General features: G+C 35.9%; 28 protein-coding genes. 2 read left to right on the top strand and 26 right to left on the bottom strand.

The window, feature by feature from the left end:
- Positions 1–29: 29 nt before the first annotated feature.
- The 16 genes from fin to metG all read right to left on the bottom strand — a co-directional run bounded on the left by fin (position 30) and on the right by metG (position 15,683).
- Positions 30–260 carry an anti-sigma-F factor Fin gene (gene fin / locus ACERII_RS20975; protein ID WP_373644911.1) on the bottom strand — a complete coding sequence of 77 codons (231 nt, stop codon included), beginning with the start codon at positions 258–260 and terminating at the stop codon, positions 30–32.
- Positions 261–336: 76 nt separating this feature from the next.
- A complete protein-coding gene (gene pth, locus ACERII_RS20970) occupies positions 337–894 on the bottom strand; it encodes an aminoacyl-tRNA hydrolase (RefSeq protein WP_373644952.1) in 558 nt (185 codons plus the stop codon).
- 153 nt (positions 895–1,047) lie between these two features.
- Positions 1,048–1,692 (bottom strand): 50S ribosomal protein L25/general stress protein Ctc, encoded by a 645-nt coding sequence (locus ACERII_RS20965; protein WP_373644910.1) that lies wholly within the window; start codon positions 1,690–1,692, stop codon positions 1,048–1,050.
- A 193-nt stretch (positions 1,693–1,885) separates the two neighbouring features.
- The gene (locus ACERII_RS20960; protein WP_373644909.1) at positions 1,886–2,836 is read right to left on the bottom strand and encodes a ribose-phosphate diphosphokinase; all 951 of its coding nucleotides are present in this window, start codon (positions 2,834–2,836) and stop codon (positions 1,886–1,888) included.
- 30 nt (positions 2,837–2,866) lie between these two features.
- The gene (gene glmU / locus ACERII_RS20955; protein WP_373644908.1) at positions 2,867–4,225 is read right to left on the bottom strand and encodes a bifunctional UDP-N-acetylglucosamine diphosphorylase/glucosamine-1-phosphate N-acetyltransferase GlmU; all 1,359 of its coding nucleotides are present in this window, start codon (positions 4,223–4,225) and stop codon (positions 2,867–2,869) included.
- Positions 4,226–4,570: 345 nt separating this feature from the next.
- The gene (gene spoVG / locus ACERII_RS20950; protein WP_278285838.1) at positions 4,571–4,858 is read right to left on the bottom strand and encodes a septation regulator SpoVG; all 288 of its coding nucleotides are present in this window, start codon (positions 4,856–4,858) and stop codon (positions 4,571–4,573) included.
- Positions 4,859–5,069: 211 nt separating this feature from the next.
- On the bottom strand, positions 5,070–5,909 hold the full coding sequence (gene purR, locus ACERII_RS20945) for a pur operon repressor (RefSeq protein WP_373644906.1): 840 nt from the start codon (positions 5,907–5,909) through the stop codon (positions 5,070–5,072).
- Between the two features lie 104 nt (positions 5,910–6,013).
- Positions 6,014–6,877 carry a 4-(cytidine 5'-diphospho)-2-C-methyl-D-erythritol kinase gene (ispE, locus tag ACERII_RS20940; protein ID WP_373644905.1) on the bottom strand — a complete coding sequence of 288 codons (864 nt, stop codon included), beginning with the start codon at positions 6,875–6,877 and terminating at the stop codon, positions 6,014–6,016.
- Positions 6,878–7,035: 158 nt separating this feature from the next.
- The gene (locus ACERII_RS20935) at positions 7,036–7,218 is read right to left on the bottom strand and encodes a small, acid-soluble spore protein, alpha/beta type (RefSeq protein WP_373644903.1); all 183 of its coding nucleotides are present in this window, start codon (positions 7,216–7,218) and stop codon (positions 7,036–7,038) included.
- A gap of 465 nt (positions 7,219–7,683) precedes the next feature.
- Positions 7,684–7,959, bottom strand: coding sequence for a Veg family protein (locus ACERII_RS20930; RefSeq protein WP_373644902.1), 276 nt, complete (start codon positions 7,957–7,959; stop codon positions 7,684–7,686).
- A gap of 612 nt (positions 7,960–8,571) precedes the next feature.
- Positions 8,572–9,447 carry a sporulation peptidase YabG gene (gene yabG / locus ACERII_RS20925; protein ID WP_373644900.1) on the bottom strand — a complete coding sequence of 292 codons (876 nt, stop codon included), beginning with the start codon at positions 9,445–9,447 and terminating at the stop codon, positions 8,572–8,574.
- Positions 9,448–9,510: 63 nt separating this feature from the next.
- The gene (gene rsmA, locus ACERII_RS20920; RefSeq protein ID WP_373644950.1) at positions 9,511–10,380 is read right to left on the bottom strand and encodes a 16S rRNA (adenine(1518)-N(6)/adenine(1519)-N(6))-dimethyltransferase RsmA; all 870 of its coding nucleotides are present in this window, start codon (positions 10,378–10,380) and stop codon (positions 9,511–9,513) included.
- Complete coding sequence (gene rnmV / locus ACERII_RS20915) at positions 10,376–10,948, bottom strand: ribonuclease M5 (protein WP_373644899.1); 573 nt, start codon at positions 10,946–10,948, stop codon at positions 10,376–10,378. The genes rsmA and rnmV overlap by 5 nt, the downstream gene beginning before the upstream one ends.
- Positions 10,949–11,161: 213 nt before the next feature.
- Positions 11,162–12,385, bottom strand: coding sequence for a resuscitation-promoting factor (locus tag ACERII_RS20910; RefSeq protein WP_373644896.1), 1,224 nt, complete (start codon positions 12,383–12,385; stop codon positions 11,162–11,164).
- 220 nt (positions 12,386–12,605) lie between these two features.
- The gene (locus ACERII_RS20905; RefSeq protein WP_373644895.1) at positions 12,606–13,373 is read right to left on the bottom strand and encodes a TatD family hydrolase; all 768 of its coding nucleotides are present in this window, start codon (positions 13,371–13,373) and stop codon (positions 12,606–12,608) included.
- Between the two features lie 342 nt (positions 13,374–13,715).
- On the bottom strand, positions 13,716–15,683 hold the full coding sequence (gene metG / locus ACERII_RS20900; protein ID WP_373644894.1) for a methionine--tRNA ligase: 1,968 nt from the start codon (positions 15,681–15,683) through the stop codon (positions 13,716–13,718).
- 924 nt (positions 15,684–16,607) lie between these two features.
- On the opposite strand from metG, the gene ACERII_RS20895 reads away from it, so the two are divergent.
- A complete protein-coding gene (locus ACERII_RS20895; protein ID WP_373644892.1) occupies positions 16,608–16,889 on the top strand; it encodes a transition state genes transcriptional regulator AbrB in 282 nt (93 codons plus the stop codon).
- A 52-nt stretch (positions 16,890–16,941) separates the two neighbouring features.
- Here the strand turns inward: ACERII_RS20895 and rsmI are convergent, their stop codons facing one another.
- The 10 genes from rsmI to ACERII_RS20845 all read right to left on the bottom strand — a co-directional run bounded on the left by rsmI (position 16,942) and on the right by ACERII_RS20845 (position 24,303).
- Entirely contained in the window at positions 16,942–17,817 is an 876-nt protein-coding gene (gene rsmI, locus ACERII_RS20890) for a 16S rRNA (cytidine(1402)-2'-O)-methyltransferase (RefSeq protein ID WP_373644891.1), read from the bottom strand.
- Positions 17,792–18,082 (bottom strand): GIY-YIG nuclease family protein, encoded by a 291-nt coding sequence (locus ACERII_RS20885; RefSeq protein WP_373644890.1) that lies wholly within the window; start codon positions 18,080–18,082, stop codon positions 17,792–17,794. Before ACERII_RS20885 ends, rsmI begins: the two co-directional genes overlap by 26 nt.
- Positions 18,072–18,803: a tRNA1(Val) (adenine(37)-N6)-methyltransferase gene (locus ACERII_RS20880; protein WP_373644888.1), complete on the bottom strand. Its 732-nt coding sequence runs from the start codon at positions 18,801–18,803 to the stop codon at positions 18,072–18,074. The genes ACERII_RS20885 and ACERII_RS20880 overlap by 11 nt, the downstream gene beginning before the upstream one ends.
- Before the next feature lie 229 nt (positions 18,804–19,032).
- Entirely contained in the window at positions 19,033–19,398 is a 366-nt protein-coding gene (yabA, locus tag ACERII_RS20875) for a DNA replication initiation control protein YabA (RefSeq protein WP_373644887.1), read from the bottom strand.
- Positions 19,399–19,413: 15 nt separating this feature from the next.
- Positions 19,414–20,244: a PSP1 domain-containing protein gene (locus ACERII_RS20870; RefSeq protein ID WP_373644886.1), complete on the bottom strand. Its 831-nt coding sequence runs from the start codon at positions 20,242–20,244 to the stop codon at positions 19,414–19,416.
- A gap of 1 nt (position 20,245) precedes the next feature.
- A complete protein-coding gene (gene holB, locus ACERII_RS20865) occupies positions 20,246–21,232 on the bottom strand; it encodes a DNA polymerase III subunit delta' (protein WP_373644885.1) in 987 nt (328 codons plus the stop codon).
- A 24-nt stretch (positions 21,233–21,256) separates the two neighbouring features.
- Entirely contained in the window at positions 21,257–21,586 is a 330-nt protein-coding gene (locus ACERII_RS20860; protein ID WP_373644884.1) for a cyclic-di-AMP receptor, read from the bottom strand.
- Positions 21,587–21,702: 116 nt separating this feature from the next.
- Positions 21,703–22,338 carry a dTMP kinase gene (tmk, locus tag ACERII_RS20855; protein WP_373644883.1) on the bottom strand — a complete coding sequence of 212 codons (636 nt, stop codon included), beginning with the start codon at positions 22,336–22,338 and terminating at the stop codon, positions 21,703–21,705.
- Positions 22,339–22,358: 20 nt separating this feature from the next.
- Entirely contained in the window at positions 22,359–23,786 is a 1,428-nt protein-coding gene (locus ACERII_RS20850) for an aminotransferase class I/II-fold pyridoxal phosphate-dependent enzyme (RefSeq protein WP_373644882.1), read from the bottom strand.
- 289 nt (positions 23,787–24,075) lie between these two features.
- The gene (locus tag ACERII_RS20845) at positions 24,076–24,303 is read right to left on the bottom strand and encodes a sigma factor G inhibitor Gin (protein ID WP_373644881.1); all 228 of its coding nucleotides are present in this window, start codon (positions 24,301–24,303) and stop codon (positions 24,076–24,078) included.
- Between the two features lie 184 nt (positions 24,304–24,487).
- Here ACERII_RS20845 and ACERII_RS20840 point away from each other — a divergent pair, with 184 nt between their 5' ends.
- Positions 24,488–24,658, top strand: a complete 171-nt coding sequence (locus ACERII_RS20840; protein WP_373644880.1) for a hypothetical protein — start codon at positions 24,488–24,490, stop codon at positions 24,656–24,658.
- The last annotated feature ends 714 nt before the right edge of the window (positions 24,659–25,372 follow it).

Below are 25,372 nucleotides of genomic sequence, written 5' to 3'. Positions count from 1 at the left end.
CGGAGCACCAAAGCCTGTCGATTATTGTCTTAATGTAGGAAGGACTCATATGCATGATAGTCAGGGTGTTCTTGTAATGTTTTTTCACAATCCTCACATATAACTTTTACTTGCATATGTCCTTGGGAATCACATTCTATCATTTCTTTTCTCTCTTCTTCTGTAAGATCAGTAAATCCCAACTCCTCATCGTCCGCTTGCCAGTTGCTTATTCTTCCGATATTCTTTGAACAATGTCGACAATAATAGTGAATGGCCATCTTGTTCCTCCTATCAGTACATGTATATAAACTAAGTATGTACTGATTTGGAGTTGACTATGCTTAAATGTCACATTTAATTATACTCATTCATTACTTGCAAAAAAGGTTTTGTTGTCCATGTCTCAATAGCATTGGTAGCTTTGATTACTGCCTCATCCACTACAGTAAGATCTTCTTTACTAAATGTTCCTAACACATAGTCTGGTACAGCTTGCCCTTGTGGGGGGCGTCCTATTCCTATTCTTATTCTGTTAAACTGATCTGTACCTAGTTGGGCAATGATTGATTTAATTCCATTATGACCACCATGACTACCTTTTTGACGTAATCTTATGGTACCAGGTGCAAGATCAAGATCATCATAAACAACTAAGAGGTCATCTTTGTTGATTTTATAGTAATTCATTAAAGGAATGATAGATTCCCCTGATAAATTCATATATGTTAAAGGTTTCAATAGAAACACCTTGTTTTCACCTATTTTACGAAAACCATATATGCCTTTAAACTTCGATTGATCTAATGTGATTGCTAACTGGTCTTCGCATCGGTCAATAACATCAAAGCCAATGTTGTGCCGAGTGCCATCATATTTTTTCCCAGGATTTCCGAGTCCAACGATAAGCTTCATTGGAATATCCTCACTTTCTATTTTCCTCTGAAATAATTTCTTAAAGATCATTATTCATCTCCTAATAGGGCACTTTTTCTAATTTACACCGATATGAGTAAACTGATCAAAGAGGTATAACCTGGACGGTTATACCTCTTGTCCCTAACAATACTATTCTTGTTCTGTATCGTTATTTCCTTCTTCTTTATCATTTCCAGTAACAACTTCTGCATCAGCGTCTGCTTCAACGTCTGTTTCTGCTTCTTCCGTTTCCGTTGGAGGAAGGATAGATAAAACGGATTCCTCTGGATCATTATTTACGGTATATTTGGCACCACTTAATAGATCTTTCACTTGTAGGGAATCATTAATTCCTAATTCAGAAACATCAATTTCAATTTTTTCAGGAATATCATTTGGTAATGCTTTTACTGAAACCTCGAACAATGATTGTTGAAGAACACCGCCATCTTTAACACCTACAGATTCTCCCACTACTTGGACAGGTACATCTGCGTCTAATTCGCGTTTCATATCTACTGCATAAAAATCAACGTGAATAATTTCATTTTTCAGCGTATCTTTTTGTAGATCGTATACCATAACGTCTGTTTGTGTTCCTTCATAATCTAATTTAAATACACCATTTTTTCCATTTTCACGTATTAACTTTAATAAAGCAATACTTTCTACAGTTACAGGTTTGTTCCCAAAGGCTTTTCCATATATAACCCCTGGTACTCCTCCTTTGTTTCGTATTGCTGATAATCTTGAACCTCTAAGATCTTCTCTTGTTGCTGCTTGTAAAACTGCCATGTTTACCACCTCGTCATTTTTTTCGGTTATTATAAAGTTTTTCCCCAAAATCAATGATTTGAAACATAGACTTTCAGAATATCTTAATTAGATGTTCGTGATTCTCTTGTTTACCCTGAAAATACGTGTATTAAGCTATATAGTAATACTAACTTTGTTGGCTTTTATTCCATTCGCTATGTCATGCTTGTAATTAATCAAATAGTCGACTTACTGAGCGTTCTTCGTGAACGTGGATAATTGCTTTCGCCATTAATTCTGCAACGGACAGTTGTGTAATTTTACTGATTTTTTTGTCTTCAGAAAGTGGAATAGTATTTGTTACTACCAACTCTTTAATTTTTGAATTTTGGATACGTTCGATTGCAGGTCCTGATAGTACAGGGTGTGTGCAGCATGCATACACTTCTTTTGCGCCATTCTCAATCATTGCATTGGCTGCAAGTGTAATCGTTCCTGCAGTATCTATAATATCATCAATTAAGATACATGTTTTTCCTTCAATATTTCCAACTATATTCATTACCTCTGACACATTTGGTTTTGGACGTCGTTTATCAACAATAGCAATTGGTGCCTTCAATCTATCTGCCATCTTTCTAGCTCGTACAACACCACCATGGTCAGGAGATACAATTACTATATCCTCTAAAGCTTTCTCTTGAAAATAGTCTGCAAGGATTGGTACACCAACTAATTGATCCACCGGTATATCAAAAAATCCTTGAATTTGTGTCGCATGCAAGTCCAAAGCGATGACACGAGAAGCTCCCGCTGTTTCAAATAGATTCGCAACTAATTTAGCAGTAATCGGCTCTCTGGCACGAGCTTTTCGATCTTGACGTGCATATCCATAATAAGGCATAACTACATTAATTGTTTTCGCAGATGCTCTTTTAAGAGCATCAATCATGATTAAAGCCTCCATAATATGCTCATTTGCAGGAGAGCTTGTTGACTGAATAACAAAGATATCACAGCCACGTATACTTTCTTCTATGTTAATTTGAACTTCACCATCACTGAATCGTGTTACTGAGCTTTTTCCCATTTCAATACCTATATGTTTCGTGATTTCATGAGCTAGTGTAGGGTTTGAATTTAACGTAAAGACTTTTAACGACTTATCTTCATAATGAGCCATGGTTGTGCAAAACCTCCATAAATTTCTTTCCTATTTTTTGAAATAATCTTGTTTGTTTGTTTGTCTTTGTCTTGCAATTGCTAACGATTGCCCTGGAACATCATCAGTAATGGTTGAGCCCGCTGCTATAAAAGCACCTTCCCCAACTGTCACTGGGGCTATTAAATTTGAGTTACAACCAATGAATGCACCGTCTTCAATTTTTGTTAAGTATTTGTTTTTTCCATCATAGTTTACAGTTATAGAACCGCAACCAACATTAACATTATCTCCAACCTCTGCATCTCCTAAATAACTTAAATGAGAAGCTTTACTTCCTTCTCCCATGGACATTTTTTTCAATTCTACAAAATTACCTACTCGAACATGATTGCTTAATTTTGTTTGTGGGCGTAAGTGTGAAAAAGGTCCGATCGATACTTCATTTCCAACTTCACTATCGTGAACGACAGACTGTTTAACCGTTGTATTATTGCCTATTTTACTATTATCGATTTCACTGTGAGGTCCAATTTCACAATTTTCACCTATGATTGTTTTCCCTTTAATTATACACCCAGGATAGATAACAGTATCTTTTCCAATGATTGCATCTGAAGAAACATATGTATTCTCAGGATCAATCAATGTAACTCCATCTCTCATCAATTGCTCATTGATTCTTCGTTTCATAAGTACTTCAGCAGTACTTAACGCAACTCGATCATTTACACCAATCGTTTCGTTAAAATCAAGCGTTTGAAACGCAGCAATAGCTTCACCATCACGTTGAAGTATCTCTATTACATCAGGTAAGTAATACTCTCCCTGCGCGTTTGAATTCCCCACATTCTTTAATGCTAAAAATAAAGCTTTATTATCAAAGCAATATGTTCCAGTATTAATTTCTTTCACTGATAATTCTTCTTCATTTGCATCTTTTTGCTCAACAATTTTATTAACAGCTCCATCTTTATCACGAATAACTCTCCCATAACCTGTAGGTTCCTCCGCTTTTGCTGTTAATATTGTAGCCTTTGCACCTTTTGTTTCATGTTCCAAAAGTAAAGCATCGATTGTTTTTTTCGTTAATAACGGCGTATCTCCACATAAAACAACCGTTGTTCCTTCTTCTTCTCTCAATAAACCCTCCGCCTGCATTACCGCATGACCTGTTCCAAGTTGCTCTTCTTGAAGTACATATTCAACATCTTTACCTAATTGATCTTTTACTTTTTCTGCACCATGACCAACTACAGCAATCGTTTTTTTCACATTACAGTCCTTTATCTGGTCAACAATATGTTGAACCATTGGTTTTCCACAAACAGGATGAAGAACTTTGTATAAATCTGATTTCATTCTTGTTCCTTTTCCCGCAGCTAAAATAACTGCAAACCGATTGTTCATATAATACCTCCAACGCCCTGATTTTCCATTACGAATATATCTTATATTTAAAATCTTTTCAAGGAAACAATAATAAATTCTTTTAACAATTTACCACTCTCTATCATAACGTTTTTATATAGGGTATGTCGAATAACTTTCTTAGTTAGTTTTATGTAATTAATGGTACGAAGTATAGTGGTAAATATTTATTCCCCTCGAGAACCTTCCTTGACTCAAAAATTTTATCCACAGGTCGCTTATTTTATAATTTCCAATTTCCTGGTTACAAAAATAAACCTAGCTAGAATTAGCTAGGCTTTTTATTCTTGAAATAATAATTGTATAAATTCTTTGTATTACTTTTTATGAAGCCCCCGCTTCTTCAAATTCAATTTCTTCACCTGCGCGATCATATTCAGCCAAAACCGCGGATTGAATTTTCTCACGAGTCTTCGAAGATATCGGATGAGCAATATCCCTAAATTCTCCATCAGGAGTACGCTTGCTTGGCATTGCCACGAACTTACCATTATTGCCGTCGATTACACGAATGTCGTGAACAACAAACTCATCATCGATGGTAATAGATGCGATTGCAAGCATACGACCTTCCGTATTGACACGGCGAAGTCTCACATCTGTTACTTCCATATCTGCCACCACCTTTTCAAAAAAATAAAAGCTTTTAACCGTTTTCTACATTTGTACGAAAACTCCTTCTTTTTGCTGAAAAAAAAGGAAAAATTATCTTAACTATTTATTATCTGTCAAGAATTATTCAAAATCTGACATAAAGCTTCTATTTTCAACAAAAGATGAATGGATTATATAAGGAATTTAATTATCAAGCCAAAATTTATTTTTATAACTCACCGAAGGAAAAAGGGTTATCAAATATACTGCCGCGTTCTACCTTAATCTTCCTTTGCTTACTATCCATTTCAGTAAGCTTAGTTAAAGAAACATATTCATTAACTAACTTTTCCTCCTCATTTACAGCCTCCGTTAACACTCCGATCCCCGCAATGGTTGAGTGAAATTCTTTCACTAAGTCCATCATTCCACGAAGTGTTCCGCCAGCCTTCATAAAATCATCAATAATGAGAACATTGGAATTAGGTTTTAAGCTTCTTCTTGCAAGTGACATGGTCTGTATTCTTTTTTGTGAACCCGATACATAGTTAATACTTACAATAGATCCCTCTGTAATACGATGTTCATGACGCACAATGCTAACAGGTACATTTAAATGATTTCCAACAGCATAAGCTAAAGGAATTCCTTTTGTGGCCATAGTCATAACAGCATCCACTTTTGACTTACGGAATTTTGAAGCAAATATTTTTCCTAATTGCTGAGTTAAAATAGGATCTCCAATAACATCCATCATATATAGATATCCCCCTGGCAAAATGCGATCAGGGTCCTCTAAACGATAACATAATTCATCAATTAGCTTTTCCGTGTCTTTACGATCTACAGTTGGAACGAAGGTAACTCCACCAGTAGCTCCTGCTGTAGTAGTAATAGTTCCTATTTGTTTATATTCAAAAACTTCTTTAATTATTGAAATATCTTCACTAATAGATGACTTAGCTGAATCGTATGACTCAGCAAAATAGCTTAACGGAATTTGCTTGTGAGGGTGATTTAGAAAATAATTGGTCATGTCTACTAGACGACCACTTCTTCGATAGTTCATAATAACCTCCGATTTATGGAAAAATCCACGATATGGTGTGAAATCCGAATATTTTAACTGTAATATACCATCTATATACGGATTTCACAAGAACCTATTATTAATTATTCGTGTTTTGTTCCTAGAAGGCGAACAACATACACTTGTTCCATAAATCCTTTCAGACTATTGTATAACCGGTGTGCTCTATAATCGTTTTGTGTAAGTGCAAAAATGGTTGGCCCGCTCCCACTCATTACTACACCATCTGCCCCATACTGAGTAATTCTCTTTTTTATATTTTTTACACTTGGGTGTAATTCGAATGTTGCTTTTTCCATTACATTTTCTAATTTGGAGCATATATCCTCGAAATTTTGCTCTTCGATTGCCTTGATCATTCCATTTGTATCAGGGTGAATTAATTGGTTCACTTTTAATCTTTGATAAATATCCCTTGTAGAAACACCAATTGGTGGTTTTACTAAAATGACCCAACATGGTGGTGGTGGTGGTAAAAATTCCAGTTTCTCTCCTCGCCCTGTAGCTAGTGCTGTCCCTCCATGAACACAAAACGGAACATCTGATCCAATTTCTAGCCCTATCTCTGCAAGTTCGGACATTGAAAGACCTAATCCCCACATCTCATTTAAACCTCGGAGAACAGCTGCGGCATCTGTACTCCCTCCTGCTAAACCTGCAGATACCGGGATTTGCTTATCAATAACAATAGAAATCCCTTTATTGATGCCTAGTCGGCTTTTCAATACATTTGCTGCTTGATAAGCTAAATTATTTTCATTGTTTGGTACAAATCCATGGCTAACATCAATAGAAATACGATCCGAATCAATGGTAGTCAATTGGATTCGGTCTGCAAGGTCTACTGTAGTCATCACCATTTCTACATCATGGTATCCGTCTTCTCTTTTTCTAACTACATCTAACGTTAAATTAATCTTTGCTGGAGCTTTTATAATTTTTTGCATTAATATCACCTACTTCTATAGCCGTTCCTAACGTGGTTATTTTACCATTTGTTAGAAGTCTATACTACTTTTTCTTTATCTTTCCTTCTATAATCGACAAAAAAAGCAATATTTAAAAAGAGCTGAAGCGGATTGCTTCAGCTCAAGTCGCAAAAATGTTATTGGTTCTGGCTACTGGATAACTGTTGTTCCGCTATTTCAATTGCTCGTTTCACCATATTTCCAGCATCTCGTGCACGAATGCCGCCCCAACCTTCACGCTGGACCGTACCGTAGAAGCCAAGCTCCTTTGCCAATTCCACTTTAAACTGTTCCGACATAACACCTCGTCTTCTGCTCATTCGTACCATCTCCTTTTCGTTTTTGCGACATGTGTATTATGCCCAAAAATTATGTAGCTAGCCGATTTACTCTAGGTCTACCATGAAAATACGTGGGTTCATGGTAGTCAAACTTATCTAATACTACTAACTTTGTTGGATAATATTCCATTCGTTTTAGCCTCGCTTTCCTACCCAAGTTTCCGAGCTACCTTCGAGTACAAGCACTCTACAGCCTCTAGCCTTTGCTCTGCTTTCCACAGGAGTCTCAGGGGTTCCGCATATTCCTAGAAAGTGAATAGTACCAATATACTTCATATGTATTTTCTTCCGTCATGCTGTTACTTGTAGACTTGAATAAGGTTTCCTCTCCAAAATATGTATATCATTATCCTATATCTATAAGAGGCGCTAGCTATTATCTGCATAAAATAAAAAACGACTACCTTCATAGGAAAGTCCTAATCAGGTAATCGCGTTTATATATTATACGTTTTCTGCAGTTTCTAACGGTGCAGTAATTTCTTGTTCATTCAGTGTAAGCTTAACCGTTTCCGTTAGTACATCTGTATAACTGTACGACACTCTCTCTACCGAATATTCATCTTGATCAAGCTTGATCGTAAAAACAGATGGATACGTTCCTTCCAACAAACCAGAACGCTCAATCGTTTTACGTCTTCCTCCGTTTGCTTGAATGGTAATTCGTTTACCTAAATTCTCGTCTAACGCTTGCTTGATCTCAATTAGTGTTTTACCCATCCACCACACCTCACTTGTCCTAATTATAGCACACAAGTGAATACACGTCAAATAAAATTAAAATTATATCAATGTATACTTCTTGTGTCAATCAATAATTACTAAATTTTTGATGATATTTTTATAATGTGCTATTTCATAAAAATTATGTAAAAAATCTTTTTATTCCCCAAAATTTTCAGACAACATTCTCCGATATATCTGTTACTTAAATACTCTATTTTCAATCCATGAAGTGTGTAAGTTGTTTATTAACCGTCTGTCCGAAGTAGATAGGTAAATTGATGTAAACTATAAAAACATCTTGAGTGTATGCTATGAAATGCCTTATAAACCGTTCTGAGGACACTAGAGCGTCACAAGGCTCATATTAACTTTGAGAAGGCTTACAATCAAATTTGCGGTATGGAAAGGCATATTCGAGTGGATGCCTCCACACAAGGGAAGATCTGCACCATGACCAACTCCCCGCAGGAAAGGGAGTGGACTGAAGCGAATGGAATAATAACCAAACAAAGTGAGTATTACCAGATAGTCTGATACACGTATTTTCAGGGTAGAGCCTAAAAAAAGATGGATCAAAAGGCTCACTCCCCTTTTAATCCATCTTTTTTACGAGTCTTCTTCCTCATCTATATAATGGGGCATCCCTCTTCTTAAAGAGCCACTTGTTTCTACACCACCAAGGCCTTCTTCTCCAGTTAGAGATGTTTTCAATACATCCCATACCCCAACACGTTCTAAGAATGGAGTTAAGCTAACCTTGGAAACTACATAAACAGGATCTAGCGCATGAATATTAATCCTATTTGGTGAACTAGCAAAGTTTGCACCCGCTTTTAATAAGGATTGAAAGTTCGATTGGCATGCACCAGCAAAGATAACTAAATGGTCCATATAAGGAACAACCTTTCTCGCTTCTTTCACTGTATCAACGAAGTGTCCTGAATTACGATACGCCTTTAGTTCACTTTCCGTTCCTTTTGATTTGCTATAAGCATCATGCCCTGTAATAACTAAAATATCTGGTCTTACCATTTCAATTAAGGATGCTATTTGTAATGGCATCTCCTTCTCTTTTAGATGAACTCCATATACAGGCACCCCTAAACGATCATATACTTGAGTACACTTCTTTAGATATAATGGATCACCATCTAGATGCAGTACCTTCCCTGGTACTTCAAAATAAGAATTACGTTTTGTATAACCTGAAGTCACATCATATTCATTTTTCTCTCGTATGAGCTTTCGATCTTGACGAAATAACTGATAACAGCTTTCTTCATGATCTTTCTGTTTTTTCTCCCGTTTTTTTCGGTCTGATTCTTCGATGATAACTAGGTCGTCGAGTGGGGCATCAGCAACTAGGCGTAAATCTTCCCCTTGCAGTTCAACTTTATTGCCATCTATTTTTTTAACTCGAAATAAAATATCACATTTATATGAATTTCTTCCAACAATATTTCCTACTTGAATATCAGCCATGACGAACGCCTCCTCACACGATAAGGTATGCTAAGAGGATATTCGTTGCTACTACAAACAATGTCAATAATGATAAAGTTTTTCGGCAAGAATTGCGAACTCATCCATAGACAACGATTCCCCTCGTCGCCTTGGTTCTATCTCTACATCGTTCAAGATTTGTTCTATATCACCCTTGCTCATTTTATCCTCAAAATGATGAGTAAGATTATTCAGGATCGTCTTTCTTCTTTGTGCAAAGGAAGCTCTAACAATCTCAAAGAAAAATTGTTCATTGGAAACTTGTACAGGCGGCTCATTTCTTATTGTTAACCTTAAAATAGCTGAGTCAACATTAGGTTGTGGAACAAAGACTGTTTTAGGTACAGTAAAAACAGTTTCTGCATGTGCGTAATATTGAGCGGCGATCGATAAGGAACCATAGTCCTTTGAATTAGGTTTTGCAGCGATTCGTTCCGCTACCTCTTTTTGTATCATTACTACTATCGTTCGTATTGGTAGCTTCTCTTCTAATAATTTCATTAATATTGGAGTTGTGACGTAATAAGGTAAATTAGCAACGATAGAAATATCCTGTTCTGAGTCAAACTCTTCCTTAACAGTTTCCGATAAATTAGCTTTTAATACATCACTATGAATTACCTTAACATGATGGTAATTAGATAGTGTATCTTTTAATATAGGGATCAATCTTTGATCAATTTCAAAAGCAATGACTTTATTAGATACTTTTGCTAATTGTTCCGTTAACGCCCCAATTCCAGGACCTATTTCAATTACACCAGAAGACTCATTAAGATCAGCTGCTTGAACAATGCGTTTCAACACATTGGTATCAATTAAAAAATTTTGGCCTAAACTTTTTTTAAATGAAAAGCCATACTTTTCTAATATAGACTTCGTTTTATTTGGAGTTGCAATATCTTTTTCAATCATGTTGATTCTCCTCTTCCATAAGCTGTAAAGCTGTTGTGAATTCTTCTTCTGTTATTTGGAATTGAACAAGACGCTTAAGTAACTGTTTTCCATTGGTGTAGCCAATATTCAACTTTTTCCCAAGAATCTCTCTCTTCTCACGAGATCCTTCTCCTGCAATTAGTCCTGCCGCAATAAGTTCTTCCTTCGTAATATGTTCTATTTGCTCCGATTCTATTGACGTTGGCTTTGCTTTCTCAATAGCTGCAATAATTGAATCTTTAGTAGCATGTTCCACGCCAACTTTTCGCTTTTGATAATCAATTGCTTCTTCTTTCAATATGAATGCGTGCTTACATCCCGGTACAGCTTTATCAATTATTTTCCTAATTTTTTCACCAGGATAGTCTGGGTCTGTAAATATTATTACTCCTCTTCGTTCTTTAGCTAATTTAATCCGTTTTATTACGTGATCTTCAACTGCCGATCCGTTCGTCTCTATGGTGTCGCAATCTACATATTGTTTTATAACATTCGTGTCACTCTTTCCTTCTACTACGATAACTTCTTGAATAGATGGTTTCATATTTGGTATTTCCTCACTTCTATGTATTGAACTCTTATCCTATCGTTCACTTATTTTTTAAATTTTTTTCAAAAAAAATGTAACATTTTTTAAAACCCTGCGTCTAATATAACATATAAGAAGAATGCAAAGTCCAAAGCTAATTCCACCATTTTAAGATGTTTATTTTTGGTAAAAGAAAAACACAGAGGAATGACCTCTGTGCATAGTCTATTAATCTAATATTCTAATTTCAACTGTTCTTCGTCCAAAGGACATAGCACGATTGTTTGTTGATGCCCCATTAGGGTCGGGCATAAATATATCTATTTTGTTTCCAACAATAGCTCCACCCGTATCAGCTGCTAGAAATACTCCCATTCCTTTCACCTCAACGCGAGAACCTAGAGGTATGACATTAGGGTCAACTGCTATGACATTTCTATCAGGATTCGCTCGCAAGTTTACCCCTGTAGCTGTTGTACCTGAACAACCGTTGCAATAAGCAGTATAAGCTGTAGCTCGAAACGTTCTCCATTCTCCACCAGAATTTGAAGAAGATGAACTTCTAGATACAGTTTGAGTTGGAGTAGGGACCTTTGTTCCAACTGCAACAATTCTGTCCTTACTTTCTTCCACCTGTTCTTCTTTTACCAGTTCTCTTGATACTTCTTCTCCATCTTCGTAAATAACTTCATAATGCTTCTTAATACGCCCTTGTTGCCCACTTTCTACTACTTTTTCTGTTCCTTGTTGAAGATTAGAATCGTTTCTTCTCACTGTTGCAAAATCGATCGATTCTTCCACAACATCGGTGACCTTTTCCACTCGTACCACATTTACTTCCATGTCTTGATTGATCAAATCTTCAACTGATGGTTGAACGCGGTCTAAATCATCTAATTCAATGTCTTCTCTCTCTAAAAGATCAGCGACCGTTGTCGAAGTAGTCCAAATTTCTCTTTCTTTTCCGTCACTATGTAGCGTTACCATATATGCTGTATCATAAGTTACAGTTATATTTTCAGTTAATGCCATTTCTAATGACGGTTCGATCACATCAAATTCATTTACAACAATATCCAAATCATCCATTAGTTCCTGAACTGTACCTGCAGTTGACCACACTTCTTTCGATTCTCCATCGATAGTAACATAGATTTGTTGTGCAGGTATGAAAACTATATTCATTGCTTCATTGATAGCCGTGTTTGCGGATGGTTCGATGTAATCGTGTTCGTTCACATCAATTCCTTGTTCTTCCAGGACCTCTCCAACTGTTGATGAATGTGTGTATACTGTTACTTCCTCGTCGTTAATGCTAACAGTTACAGAAGTTTTCGTTACTTCATAAGTTGCAAAAACAAGAATTCCCATCAACGTTAGAAGGCCAACACTGGATATGGCAAACTTTCTCCATGAAAACTCAGAGAAGAGTTGCTTCATCCATTGAGTCATGGTTGAACCCCTCCTTCAGATACCAAATTATATGTTACCTCCACCACCTTGTCAACATCTAATTTGTGAAATCTTTCTTCGTCATTATGAAGCATGTTCGATAAGAAGGAAAGAAAAACTTATCGACAAGAATATCTTATGCTGTAAATCATATCTGTAGAACGATAGAATTTTTTTCTTTCATTGGACAAGTTCTCACATGATTCGCTGTCAAAATATGTCAGGAAATTCCGAAAAGTTTAAAAGCGTTTCTTGTAGTGTAATGAGCTAATTCCTCATAGGATATTTCTTTAATTTCAGCTAACTTTTCTGCCACAAGTTTTACATAAGCAGGTTCATTTCTCTTACCCCGATATGGGTGTGGGGCTAAAAATGGTGCATCTGTTTCAATTAATAATCTCTCTAAAGGGATTTCTTTCGCAACTTCTTTTGGTTTTTTTGCATTTTTAAAAGTAACAGGTCCTCCAAAAGAAATATAAAAATTCATATTCAGGCATTGTTGTGCAATTTCTATGCTACCTCCAAAACAATGCATGATCCCGCCCACTTCACTAGCATTTTCCTCTTTGAGAATATCTACAATATCCTGGTGGGCATCACGGTCGTGAATTATTATTGGTAACTTCACTTCCTTTGCTAACTGAATCTGTCGACGAAAGACTTTTTTTTGAACATCTTTCGGTGACTTATCCCAATGATAATCAAGCCCTGTTTCGCCAATTGCCACAACCTTTGGATGAGAAGCTAACTCTCTTAACCATTCAATATGACGATCTTCCATATCAATAGCATCAACAGGGTGCCATCCAACGGCTGCATAAAGAAAATCATATTTTTCAACTAAATTCATTGCTTTTGGAATTGTCTTTTCATCAAATCCTACAACAACCATTTTCGTAACTCCAGCTTCTCTTGCTCGCTCAATTACTTCCTCTATGTCTTCTTCATATTGATCTGCATTTAGATGTACATGAGTATCAAATAACAAGATGATATCCTCCTCTTTCTAAAATGATCGCCTTCCCTAATTTGGAAAGGCGAAATTTTATACCTACCCTGAAAATACGTGGGTTCATGGTAGTTAAACTTATCTAGTATGACTACTTTGTTGGTTAATATTCCATTCGCTCCAGTCCACTCCTTTCCTGTGGGGAGCTGCCGAGCCTTCTACACTCCTGCATAGCTCCGAAGTCTCGCCTCTGCTCTGCATCCCACAGGAGTCTCATGGGCTTACACTCATTGCATATAAAATGTTTAGTTTTAATTACTTTCACAGCTAGTTTTTCATTCGCCATGGTGCAAATTTTCACTTGCATCAACTTTGAATGTCCTATTTTACTTTTGCTCCGTTCGGGAGTGTGCCTTCTACTGTTGCTAATGTTAATGTGTCGCCTTCAGAACCAGCTAATATCATTCCTTGTGATAGTTCTCCACGAAGTTTTACTGGTTTTAAGTTCGTCACACAGATTACTTTCTTACCTACTAAATCTTCTGGACTATAATGCTTTGCAATGCCAGATACAACCTGGCGTTGTTCATAGCCTAAATCTAATTGGATTTTTAATAATTTATCTGCTTTCTTCACTTTTTCTGCCTTCAATACTTCCGCTACTCGAAGTTCTACTTTCGTAAAGTCTTCAATGGTAATCTCATCTACTTCAGGAGGTTCTATTGTTTCTTCCTTTTTTAATTCTTGTTCTTCTTGAGGAGTAACTGCTCCTCCCATTGTTTCAATGATATATTGCACTTCTTCTTTCACATCTAGACGTGGGAAAACAGGTTCTCCTTTTTCAACAACTTTGGATCCATTTGGAAGTTTTCCAAACGTTAATGTATCCCAAGCTGTTTCCCTTTCTGATACACCAAGCTGGTTCCAAATCTTTTTTGGCGTTTCTGTCATAAATGGTTGAATCAAAATAGATATACATCTCAACGATTCAGCAAGATGATATAAAACCGAACCTAACTGATCTTTCGCTTCCTCATCTTTTGCAAGAATCCAAGGCTGAGTCTCATCAATATATTTGTTTGTTCGACTAACTAATTGCCAAATAGCAGTCAAAGCTACAGAAAATTCCATATCCTCTAATGAATTTTCAACTTTAGTCACTGTTGCAGTTGCAAGATCAACTAATGATGCATCAAATGGAGTTGCATCCTTAATATAAGCAGGAACTTCCCCAGCGTTATATTTATTGATCATTGCTATTGTTCTATTCAACAGATTCCCAAGATCATTGGCTAAGTCATAATTTACTCGTTCTACAAAGCTATCCGGAGTAAATACTCCGTCAGAACCAAATGGAACTTCTCGCAGTAAATAGTAACGTAAAGCGTCTAATCCATACCTCTCAATAAGTGGGATTGGATCTACTACGTTTCCTTTAGACTTAGACATCTTTCCGTCCTTCATCAACAACCAACCATGTCCAAATACCTTTTTGGGTAATGGTAGGTCTAACGCCATTAACATGATTGGCCAATAAATAGTATGGAAACGAACTATTTCTTTTCCGACTAAATGGACGTCTGCTGGCCAATATTGATTATACTTTTCTTCATTCTCGCTTCCATATCCAAGCGCTGTTATATAATTTGATAATGCATCAATCCAAACATACACTACATGTTTTGGATCACTTTTTACATTAACTCCCCATGTAAAGGATGTTCTGGATACAGCTAAATCTTCTAATCCAGGCTTAATGAAGTTATTAATCATTTCATTTTTTCTAGACTCAGGTTGAATAAACTCTGGATTTTCTTCGTAAAACTGAAGTAGGCGATCAGCATATTTACTCATAGAGAAAAAATACGATTCTTCTTGTACTTTCTCCACAGGTCTATTACAGTCTGGACAATTCCCATCTTTTGCTTGGTATTCTGTAAAGAAAGATTCACATGGCGTACAATATAGACCCTCGTATTTTCCAAGATAAATATCACCTTGCTGAATTAATTGATCAAATATCTTCTGAACAACATCTTTGTGGCGATCCTCTGTTGTACGAATAAAATCATCATAGGAGATGTCTAGTTTATCCCATAAATTTCGGATTCCAACAACAATATCATCAACAAATTTTTGAGGTGAAACTCCTTTTTCCTCGGCCTTTCTTTCAATCTTCTGTCCATGCTCATCCGTCCCTGTTAAATACATTACATCATAGCCGCGTAGTCGTTTATATCGAGCTATAGCATCACCAGCAACAGTCGTATAAGCGTGACCAATATGCAGCTTATCACTTGGATAATAGATTGGTGTTGTAATGTAAAACGTTTTTTCCTGTTTTGCCATTTTTACTTACCTCCATCAAATTTCACTCATCTTTTTCTTATTACCCATTCTTCCTTTTCCTTCCCTTTCTTAAAAGTAATAGGGGAAAAAAATAAAAAAACTCTCGCCCGTATTTGGGACGAGAGTTGAACTCACGTGGTACCACCCAGATTCACTGTTTACTACAGCCTCTGTAGCTACATTCTTTTGTAGCATCCCATTGTATCGCTTGGATGTGCGTTGCCCCCTTACATGAAGCTCGAAGGCAAAATCCTCCCTGGACCATATTCAAAAGTTCCATTCATACCAGTTTTCAGCTTCCCTGGCTCTCTGTCCTGAATTTTCCTTTTTACTCATCCTATCATCGGAAAAAATATTCATTTCTATAATGTACTTCTGTACTCAGAATATACCCAAAGCAAATGTGTATGTCAAGGGATGCTAATGTTTTTCTAAAAACTTATACTACACATATTAATTAGAGCTAAAACAATATAAAGCAAATAAGCTGTGACTACTTTTATCGCATTCACTACCTACTTTTTCATTTGAAACTCGAAGGTCTTTGCCGAATATAGTGAACAATACGAAACTATTTTTAAACTATACTATTAATTATAAAAAATGTTAAATATTTATAAAATACTAGTTACTTATTTAAATTAAATGGGTATAGTTTCTACATTAATATCTTTTACTTAATTCGATTCGCACTGTCTAATAAGGAAGTGATGAGCATGATAAATAGGAGATTCTGTTGATGGAACATAAATTACACATAATTATCAATCGTTTATTTAAGCTATTTGTCGAAATGAATAGTTTTGCTTTAAACATATTTTAATTGACTTCTTTTGGAAAAGTTGGTATTCTAAGTTTGATAGAAATTTGTCGAATTCTGACATTACATGACACATATTTATTTCTCATGGGAGGAGAAACATTATGAAATCTACTGGTATCGTTCGTAAAGTTGATGAGTTAGGAAGAGTTGTTATTCCTATCGAACTACGTCGTACGTTGGACATTGCTGAAAAGGATGCTCTAGAAATTTACGTGGACGACGAGAAAATTGTATTAAAAAAATACAAACCAAACATGACTTGCCAAATTACAGGTGAAGTCTCCGATGATAATCTTTCTATTGCTCAAGGAAAAATCATTTTAAGCCCACAAGGCGCAAAAGATATTATTAAAGAGTTAGAAGATTACTTATCAAAACAATAACGTTCAATGGTAAAGAAAGAGGTGCAACATGTTGCACCTCTTTTTTTATATCTTATTCCACATGATACATTTGATATACATCTCTCTTCTTCATATTTCTATCCTTAGCTGTTACTTTTATTGCTTCTTTTACTTCCATACCATCTTTTTGAAGTGCATCTACATGTTCTACAATAGAAAGGGCTTCCCACCAACTAGAAGGAGCATTCTCCTCTATTTCCTCCTCTGTGGCACCTGATATAACTAAAACACATTCCCCTTTTATCCCATTATTAGTTATGTATTCTAATATGTCATTAACTTTTCCTCGCATAACTGTTTCAAACTGTTTTGTAATTTCTCGACATAACGCAATCTCTCGATTACCAAGTACATTACTAATAGCAGTTAATGTTTCTTTTATTCTATGTGGTGCTTCATAGAACAACAACGTACTTTCACTGTTTTTCCATTTTTCTAACGTTGTATCTCTTGATTTCTTCTTTCGATCTAAAAAACCTATAAATGTAAATACATCGGTAGATATACCCGAACTAACAAGGGCAGTTAGGGCAGCATTCGCTCCTGGTAGTGCAACCACTGGTAACTGCTCTTTTTTAAACCTTGCAACTAAATCCGCTCCAGGATCGGATATGGCTGGCATACCAGCATCACTTACTAGGGCAATTGTCTCACCATTTCTTACTTTTTCTACTAAATAGTCTTCCCGTACCCGCTTATTATGTTCGTGATAACTAATTAATGGCGTTTCTATTGAAAAAACATGGCATAATTTTTTCGTATGTCTTGTATCCTCTGCCGCGATAACATCTGCAGACTTTAATATCTCCACAGCGCGATAAGTCATGTCTTGTAAATTACCTATAGGAGTAGGAACTAAGTATAAGCAACCCTTCTTCTCATTACGAAAACTCTCTTGAATATTCATGTACTCTCCCCCTTCCACCATTAATTAAGTTTTCTTTCTGTTTACGAGTTAATTGTTTAATTTGGTGTTCCCGTTGAAGAGCTAAGCTTTTGGAAGAAAAACTTTCTTCATAAACGAGAGAGAGCGGTCCACGTCCACGAGTATATTTAGCACCATTTCCTGACTCGTGTGCTTCTATTCGCTTCTCTATATCCACAGTATAACCCGTATAATATGTCTCATCGACACAGCGAAGGATATACACATAATGATTATCAACTTTCATAATAGCTTTTAAACTCCCTTGTAAATTCGTTCCCCTCTCCAAAAACAGTGATAGGTGGAAGTGTTTTTAATCCTACTTTCCCATTTCGCACAGCCTCAACAAATACCATATTTGCTTCCCTATCTCTCCTTGGGTGGGTAAATTGAATTCGTTTCGGTTCTAATTTCCATTTATATAAAAGAGTAATAATCTCAACTAAACGTTCTGGGCGATGAACAATCGCAACTCTCCCAGTTTGTTTTACTAATTTTGACGATATTCGTATCACGTCCTCCAAGGTACAGGCTATTTCATGACGTGCATATAAAAGTTTCTCATTAACGTTATGCCTGTCGCTAGCATTCATTGGGAAATATGGTGGATTACATGTTACTAAATCATATGTTCCCCAATCTACTTCATTTGATAACTCTAATATGTTTTTATGAATATAGCTAATTTGGTTTTCTAGTGAATTGTACTGAATGCTCTTTTCTCCCAGTTTACATAATTCTGCTTGAATTTCGACTGCATGAATTGGTGAGTTCGTTCTCAACGATACCATTAAAGGTATAGCACCATTTCCTGCACATAAATCAATTATTTTCCCTACTTCTTTAGGAACAGTTGCAAATTTGGCTAATAATATGGCATCCATAGAAAAAGAAAATATATCATCTCGTTGATAGATATAACGTTTTTTCCCTGGTAAATAATTAATTCTCTCATTACTACCTGACATTCTTCCTACTCCATTCATTAAAAAATATGACTATTTTATTACTATCAATGATAGATACTATATGGTACTAGCGTTCTTGCACCTACACTCCTATCACAGTAAGTGAAGAAGTGAAGAGTACTAATATGCTTAAAACGTATTTTCATTGTGAATGATGAAATTTTTTACTGCTAGTATAGGAATGATAAAAAAGCCTTTCCGCGCTCCTTCGGAAAGACTTGTCCACCATTTATTTTTTATTTAAAAATGACAAACAAAACAGGCAATCCCCATCTTTTCGAATGCTTCCGTAATGTAAGTTACATATATGGAATCCCTCTTGATAAAGTCTTGCAAGGTTATCATAGCCTTCTCCTATTGCAGGAGTTGTCTCTGACTTTTCCTTCTTTTTGATCTCATTTAACTTTTCTTTTTCTTCTTCTTCGTCAATAGTTCGATTTAATCGTGCTCGCAAATGGTCATTTTCCACTTGAAGGTGATGATTCTCCTCTATTAAAAGAGCTAACTGTTCTTTTAGTTCGGTCAACTCCTGATGAAGGCCACCGATACCTTCTTCCATATGACTTACACGGGCAAAGATTTCTCGTTTGTTCACGATACCCACACCTCATTATTTCGTGGTTTCCGTGTTGCTAATAGCTCCCTCTGCGATGAGCTCATCCATTGTATACTCTACAACACGACTAGATTCAAATATCTCTATTTGTACAAGTCGTTCTAGCATGTTAAGTCCTACTACTTTTCCTTTTCCATAACTAGTTCTCATTTCAGCATTTAAATCTGGTAGTTCTTTTTTGGCTGTTTCATATAAATCATTTTCATACTTTAAACAGCACATGAGACGACCGCATAATCCAGATATTTTTGTTGGATTTAATGATAGATTTTGATCCTTTGCCATCTTAATAGAAACAGGCTCAAAGTCTCCTAAAAACGTAGAACAGCAAAGCATACGACCACATGGACCGATGCCACCCAACATCTTTGCCTCATCTCGAACACCTATTTGACGAAGTTCAATTCTTGTTCTGAAAATAGCTGCTAAATCCTTGACTAATTCTCGAAAATCGATTCTTCCATCTGCTGTAAAATAGAATAATACTTTATTTCTATCAAATGTATATTCTACATCAACAAGCTTCATATCAAGATCGTGCTCATTGATTTTTCCTACACATACATCAAATGCCCTTTGAGCTTCATCTCGATTCTCTTTTACAATTAGTTTATCTTTCTCTGTAGCTATTCGTAGAACATTTTTTAATGGCATAACAACGTCGTTCTCATGAACTTCTTTAACTCCGATAACGACCTTACCAAATTCTACGCCACGTGCAGTTTCCACGATAACATATTCTTCATTCTCTATATCTATATCACCAGGGGAAAAGTAATATATTTTCCCGGCTTTTTTAAATCGAACACCTACTACTCGATGCACACTATCCCTCCTGTAACCGAAGGAGCAATTGCTCCATTAATAGCTGGGGAGCGGTATTTGCATCCAATCGACGTTTTGCACTCATAACCGCTTGGAGGTTCGAACCCAACTTTTTTTGTGATAACGATAGAGCATGTTCTTGAATTGAACTTTCTTGATCAATATAAACAATTTGCTCTTGTTGTCCTACTTGAAAACGAAGAACATCTCGATACCAGATCATGAGTAAATCTAGACCGATCTGCATGTCCTGTTTTTCCTTAAAAAAAGTCATCCAACCTTCTTGCAATGTTATGAATGAATACTTTGGACGCAAAGAAATCTCATTTATTAATTGTATCACTTTGGCTCTAGCCTGCGCAATCCAATTCTCATGGCAAAGTTGGATACCTTCTTCCAAATCGAATGTTATCTGAGATACTATTTTCGCATCTGTTGCAGAAATACCATATTCTATAAGCTTTTTCACTAATACCTCTGGAACCAATGGAGCAAAAGTAAGAACTTGAGATCGAGATATAATTGTCTTTATCATTCGTTGAAGTTGTGTCGTTGTCAGTACTGCCAATGAATCACCATCAGGTTCTTCAAGAAATTTTAGAATACTATTTGCAGCACTAGTTGTCATTTTTTCAGCATTTTCAACAATATATACTTTCTTTTTTGATTCCATTCCTCGATAACTAAATTCTTTTTTTAAATGTCTAATTTGATCGACCTTAATCGTTTGGCCATCTGTTTCAATAACATGGACATCCGGATGATTTCCCGAATCTATTCGTTTGCAATTGGAACATGATAAACATGGCGCAATTCCCGATTTATTTTCACAGAAAAACGTTTTTGCAAGAGTTTTTGCTACTTCTTTTTTCCCTGTACCCTTTGGACCTTCAAATATATATGCATGTGCAAGACGATCTTTTTTCAAACTATTTGTCAGCATTCTTACTGCTGTTGGTTGTGTTTTTACCATAATATCCCAAGTCATGTATAAACCCCGTTCTAAAGCAAATTAAAACTTTTCAAACTGTTCTACAGGTAAAATAAACACTGTGGCACCACCCACTTGTACCTCTACTGGATATGGTACATAGGAATCGGCATTACCACCCATTGGAGAAATTGGTGCTACTAGTTGTTCGCGAGACTTACAATTATCTTTGATGATAGTTAAAACTTCTTCCACACTTTCATTTTCAACACCAATTAAAAATGTTGTGTTTCCCGCTTTCAGAAAGCCCCCTGTACTCGCTAATTTCGTAGCGCGATAGTCTTTCTCAACGAGAGCATCTGACAATCGATTACTATCTTTATCTTGAACAACTGCCATGATCAATTTCATCTTTATTCCTCCTCCTATCCCAATACAAGTATTGGAAGTGTCTTTATTATATAGTGTATTATAACAAGTTACAAACGTTGCATAATAAAATACTAGTTTTACTCTTTAGTTACAGTTTATTGTGCCTTGTTAGTAACAGTACTCACATAATTCCAAGTTTTATCGATAACTTCCTCAAGCGTTTGCGATGCATCAATCATATGAATTCGGTCTGTATCCCGTTTTTCTAACTCATGATACGCATTCCTAACCATATGGTGAAATTCTAATGTTTCTCTGTCTAGTCGATTATATTCTCTGTTCTTATGTGCCGCAATCCGAGCCAAGCCTTCTTCTGGTTCAATATCAAAAAATAAGGTCTTTGTCGGCATTAGTCCTTCTGTAGCAAATAGATTTATTTTTAGAACTTCATCCACTCCAATTTTTCGTGCAACCCCCTGATATACTAGGCTACTATCTATAAATCGGTCACATAAAATGATATATCCTTCCTGTAAAGAAGGAACGATTTTCTCAACTAAATGCTGTCTTCGTGCTGCTGCGTATAACAATGCCTCTGTTCTAGAATCCATTTCTGTATGTGTAGGATCTAATATGATATCCCTTATTTTCTCTGCAATGACACTTCCTCCAGGCTCTCTTGTCATCACTACTTTTTTCCCCTCTTGTTGTAACCGGTTATATATTTCCTGTAACACAGTTGTTTTTCCGGCACCTTCTCCGCCTTCAAAAGTAATAAATAATCCTATCACTAAAACATTCTCCTTATCTATTAATTCACTACTAATATGCCTTTTTCCTTCCACTCATCACCAGTTTGGAAATATGCATTATTTTGTAAATATCTTTCTAACTCTTCTATATGATGTATCTTGATTCGTTCGCCTTTTACTATTAATGGAACTCCAGGAGGATATGGTGTTATTGTCTCTGCTGCTATTTCTCCAACTGCTTTTTCCCAAGACACGTTTCTTTTTACGAAGGAATCCAAGTCTCCCATTGGATATTCTAAGGTTGATAATATATTTCTCTTTACTTGAACACGTTGTTTCATTTTACCACTTTTATCATCAGACAAACATAAAACCAACTCTTTTTTCCATTCTGCAAAAGGAAGAACGTCATTACTTAAAGGAAGTGTAAGCAGTACATGATACGGGGAAACAAGCTCAGGATATATCTCTCGTTTCTCCAATTCGCACTGCCAACGTTTCGCAGAATAGTCACTACTTATAAACACCAACTTTAAAGGATCTTGGACATAGTCTCCAATTTTAGATGGAGCAAGTAGTAACCCTTGTTCCCTTAACTCACGTTTAAATACACCCATTGCTTCTGTTAAGGGGCCATACCCCTGTTTTATCATTTGTGCTGCATATGCTCTTGCTACATCTAAGGATGCTAGTAATGGATATGATGGACTGCTTGATTGAAGCATTTTTAAATAATAAAGTAATCTATCTTTATTTACTCTTCTACTGTTCACATGCAAATAAGAAGTCATCGTCATCGCAGGTAGCATTTTATGTGCTGATTGGACAACAATATCTGCCCCCGCCTTAGTTGCTGAGACAGGCCATCTCGGATCATCTGTTAATAAATGAGCGCCATGTGCTTCATCAACAAACACAACAATATTTGCTTCATGAGCGATTTTAATTTGCTCGTGTAATGGTTGTCCATATCCTTCATACGTAGGGCTTGTTAACACGAGAACTTTTATATCTGGAATACTCTGTATAGCCTCTTGTAGGCTTCCCTTGGAAATCCCTAAAGAAAAACCCGTTTCTTTATCTATCTCAGGTTCAATAAAAATTGGAGTAGCACCAGAAAGCTCTATACCATGAAAGACTGACTGATGACAATTTCGCTGAACTAGGATTTTATCTCCCTTGCTAACTGAACTCATAATCATTGCTAGATTGCCAACAGTAGATCCCCCGATTAAGAAGTGACTGGATTCAACTCCATACAGATCTGCTGTCAGCTCTTCTGCTTCCTTTATTACTCCAGAAGGATGATGTAAATCGTCCATTCCACTAATTTCCGTTACGTCAAGCTGTAAAATTTCTTGATATATCTTTTTTGCTCTTTGAAAAAAAACTGTTCCATTTTTATGACCAGGTACGTGAAACGAAGTCGTCTCTTTCTTATGATGTTTTACTAACTGATCAAACAACGGTGTTTTACTTTGATCCATAAACTCTCCTCACTTTATGATAACTTCTTATATTATACTATCGTTTATTGGTGAAAAATATATTAATGAGGAATTACTTGTATTTGTTTACTTCATAATAATGAAGTAAATCCTCAAAAGAAAGATGTCTTTCAAAAATTTACGGATAGGATTTATCTCATTCACCATTACTTTATTAACATAATTCTATAATTATAAAGCTCGTTATGAATGTTTTCATAACGAGCTAGTTACCTTGCTACTCTATTTGATTTTATTGTTGTATTGTTTTTAGAAACGTTCTTTCATATCAAATATTATTATTTTCACTTATAGGTAAGAGAGCTTGCTTTACTTTTCTTAACCTACCCAAGTAATATGTGTAACTTTGATCACTTGTATCTGACTTTACAATGTCATGCTCACATTCTACACAAATAAAATAGTTTAATAAATGAATCCCTAAATCTTTCTTTTCTTCACAAATCAAGCAGTCTTGCAATGTATCTTGTTTCTTTGCTGGCAAGATATTCTTCATCGTTACTCCACCTCCCATTCATAGTATGGTCGAGAACGAACCAATCTATTCCTTTTAATCTAGGAAAATATATGTTTTACTATATGCGAAGGTATTAGTTTATGTTACAGCCTTATTTTTTTTTCATAAGACTAGTTATAGAGTTAATAAGATAAACTATGTATCAAATAAAGGGGTGTAATCCATGGAAACGTTTGGTAGAGGTTGTTTATATATTATTGTAGGAATGGTTCTACTGTTCTTTTTAGCCGTATTAACCCAAAGCCATATTAATATCCCTATCTTCATCTTTATTCCTTTAGTAATTCTAGCTTTTGTTATTGCTAAAAAGAAGACTGATGAAAATAATCGGTAAGTATTTATTCTCAGATACCATCTTCTCAAGAGTACATTTAGTTAAAATATTTTTTTTCATTCATCATTATTAAAATAGCTATGTGCAATTTTATCATCCATACCGTTACTAAACGCCTCATTTGTACTTCTACCTCCGTTAACGCTTCTTTATTACTGAACTTACTTAAAAACATATGGTTGGGTCATCTTGAAGTTTTTTTAGTTACCCAATTTTTACTTTGAGTACACGTTGGGGCACTTTAAACACTTCATTGTGACCGAACTTCCAATTAAAAACGGGGTTGGGTCACTTTGAAGCCCTTAATCTTACCCAATCTTCTCTTTTGGTACGCGTTGGGGCACTTTAAACACTTCATTGTGACCCAACTTCCAATTAAAAACGGGGTTGGGTCACTTTGAAGCCCTTAATCTTACCCAATTTTCACTTTGAGTACACATTGGGGCACTTTGAACACTTCATTGTGACCCAACTTCCAATTAAAAACGGGGTTGGGTCACTTTGAAGCCCTTAATCTTACCCAATTTACACTTTGAGTACACATTGGGGCACTTTGAACACTTCATTGTGACCGAACTTCCAATTAAAAACGGGGTTGGGTCACTTTGATGCCCTTAATCTTACCCAATTTTCACTTTGAGTACACATTGGGGCACTTTGAACACTTCATTGTGACCCAACTTCCAATTAAAAACGGGGTTGGGTCACTTTGAA

This window comes from Evansella sp. AB-rgal1 (genome assembly GCF_041820985.1).
Taxonomy (GTDB): domain Bacteria; phylum Bacillota; class Bacilli; order Bacillales; family Salisediminibacteriaceae; genus Evansella.
Note: the sequence above shows the minus strand (reverse complement) of the source record. Positions and strands in the feature narration are given on the sequence as shown.

Excerpts from the sequence above, each read along its gene's own strand:
- fin (WP_373644911.1), bottom strand. The coding sequence starts at position 260 with ATGGCCATTCACTATTATTGTCGACATTGTTCAAAGAATATCGGAAGA.
- pth (WP_373644952.1), bottom strand. The coding sequence starts at position 894 with ATGAAGCTTATCGTTGGACTCGGAAATCCTGGGAAAAAATATGATGGC.
- ACERII_RS20965 (WP_373644910.1), bottom strand. The coding sequence starts at position 1,692 with ATGGCAGTTTTACAAGCAGCAACAAGAGAAGATCTTAGAGGTTCAAGA.
- ACERII_RS20960 (WP_373644909.1), bottom strand. The coding sequence starts at position 2,836 with ATGGCTCATTATGAAGATAAGTCGTTAAAAGTCTTTACGTTAAATTCA.
- glmU (WP_373644908.1), bottom strand. The coding sequence starts at position 4,225 with ATGAACAATCGGTTTGCAGTTATTTTAGCTGCGGGAAAAGGAACAAGA.
- spoVG (WP_278285838.1), bottom strand. The coding sequence starts at position 4,858 with ATGGAAGTAACAGATGTGAGACTTCGCCGTGTCAATACGGAAGGTCGT.
- purR (WP_373644906.1), bottom strand. The coding sequence starts at position 5,909 with ATGAACTATCGAAGAAGTGGTCGTCTAGTAGACATGACCAATTATTTT.
- ispE (WP_373644905.1), bottom strand. The coding sequence starts at position 6,877 with ATGCAAAAAATTATAAAAGCTCCAGCAAAGATTAATTTAACGTTAGAT.
- ACERII_RS20935 (WP_373644903.1), bottom strand. The coding sequence starts at position 7,218 with ATGAGCAGAAGACGAGGTGTTATGTCGGAACAGTTTAAAGTGGAATTG.
- ACERII_RS20930 (WP_373644902.1), bottom strand. The coding sequence starts at position 7,959 with ATGGGTAAAACACTAATTGAGATCAAGCAAGCGTTAGACGAGAATTTA.
- yabG (WP_373644900.1), bottom strand. The coding sequence starts at position 9,447 with ATGGCTGATATTCAAGTAGGAAATATTGTTGGAAGAAATTCATATAAA.
- rnmV (WP_373644899.1), bottom strand. The coding sequence starts at position 10,948 with ATGAAACCATCTATTCAAGAAGTTATCGTAGTAGAAGGAAAGAGTGAC.
- ACERII_RS20910 (WP_373644896.1), bottom strand. The coding sequence starts at position 12,385 with ATGACTCAATGGATGAAGCAACTCTTCTCTGAGTTTTCATGGAGAAAG.
- metG (WP_373644894.1), bottom strand. The coding sequence starts at position 15,683 with ATGGCAAAACAGGAAAAAACGTTTTACATTACAACACCAATCTATTAT.
- ACERII_RS20895 (WP_373644892.1), top strand. The coding sequence starts at position 16,608 with ATGAAATCTACTGGTATCGTTCGTAAAGTTGATGAGTTAGGAAGAGTT.
- rsmI (WP_373644891.1), bottom strand. The coding sequence starts at position 17,817 with ATGAATATTCAAGAGAGTTTTCGTAATGAGAAGAAGGGTTGCTTATAC.
- ACERII_RS20885 (WP_373644890.1), bottom strand. The coding sequence starts at position 18,082 with ATGAAAGTTGATAATCATTATGTGTATATCCTTCGCTGTGTCGATGAG.
- ACERII_RS20880 (WP_373644888.1), bottom strand. The coding sequence starts at position 18,803 with ATGTCAGGTAGTAATGAGAGAATTAATTATTTACCAGGGAAAAAACGT.
- holB (WP_373644885.1), bottom strand. The coding sequence starts at position 21,232 with ATGACTTGGGATATTATGGTAAAAACACAACCAACAGCAGTAAGAATG.
- ACERII_RS20860 (WP_373644884.1), bottom strand. The coding sequence starts at position 21,586 with ATGAAATTGATCATGGCAGTTGTTCAAGATAAAGATAGTAATCGATTG.
- ACERII_RS20850 (WP_373644882.1), bottom strand. The coding sequence starts at position 23,786 with ATGGATCAAAGTAAAACACCGTTGTTTGATCAGTTAGTAAAACATCAT.
- ACERII_RS20845 (WP_373644881.1), bottom strand. The coding sequence starts at position 24,303 with ATGAAGAATATCTTGCCAGCAAAGAAACAAGATACATTGCAAGACTGC.
- ACERII_RS20840 (WP_373644880.1), top strand. The coding sequence starts at position 24,488 with ATGGAAACGTTTGGTAGAGGTTGTTTATATATTATTGTAGGAATGGTT.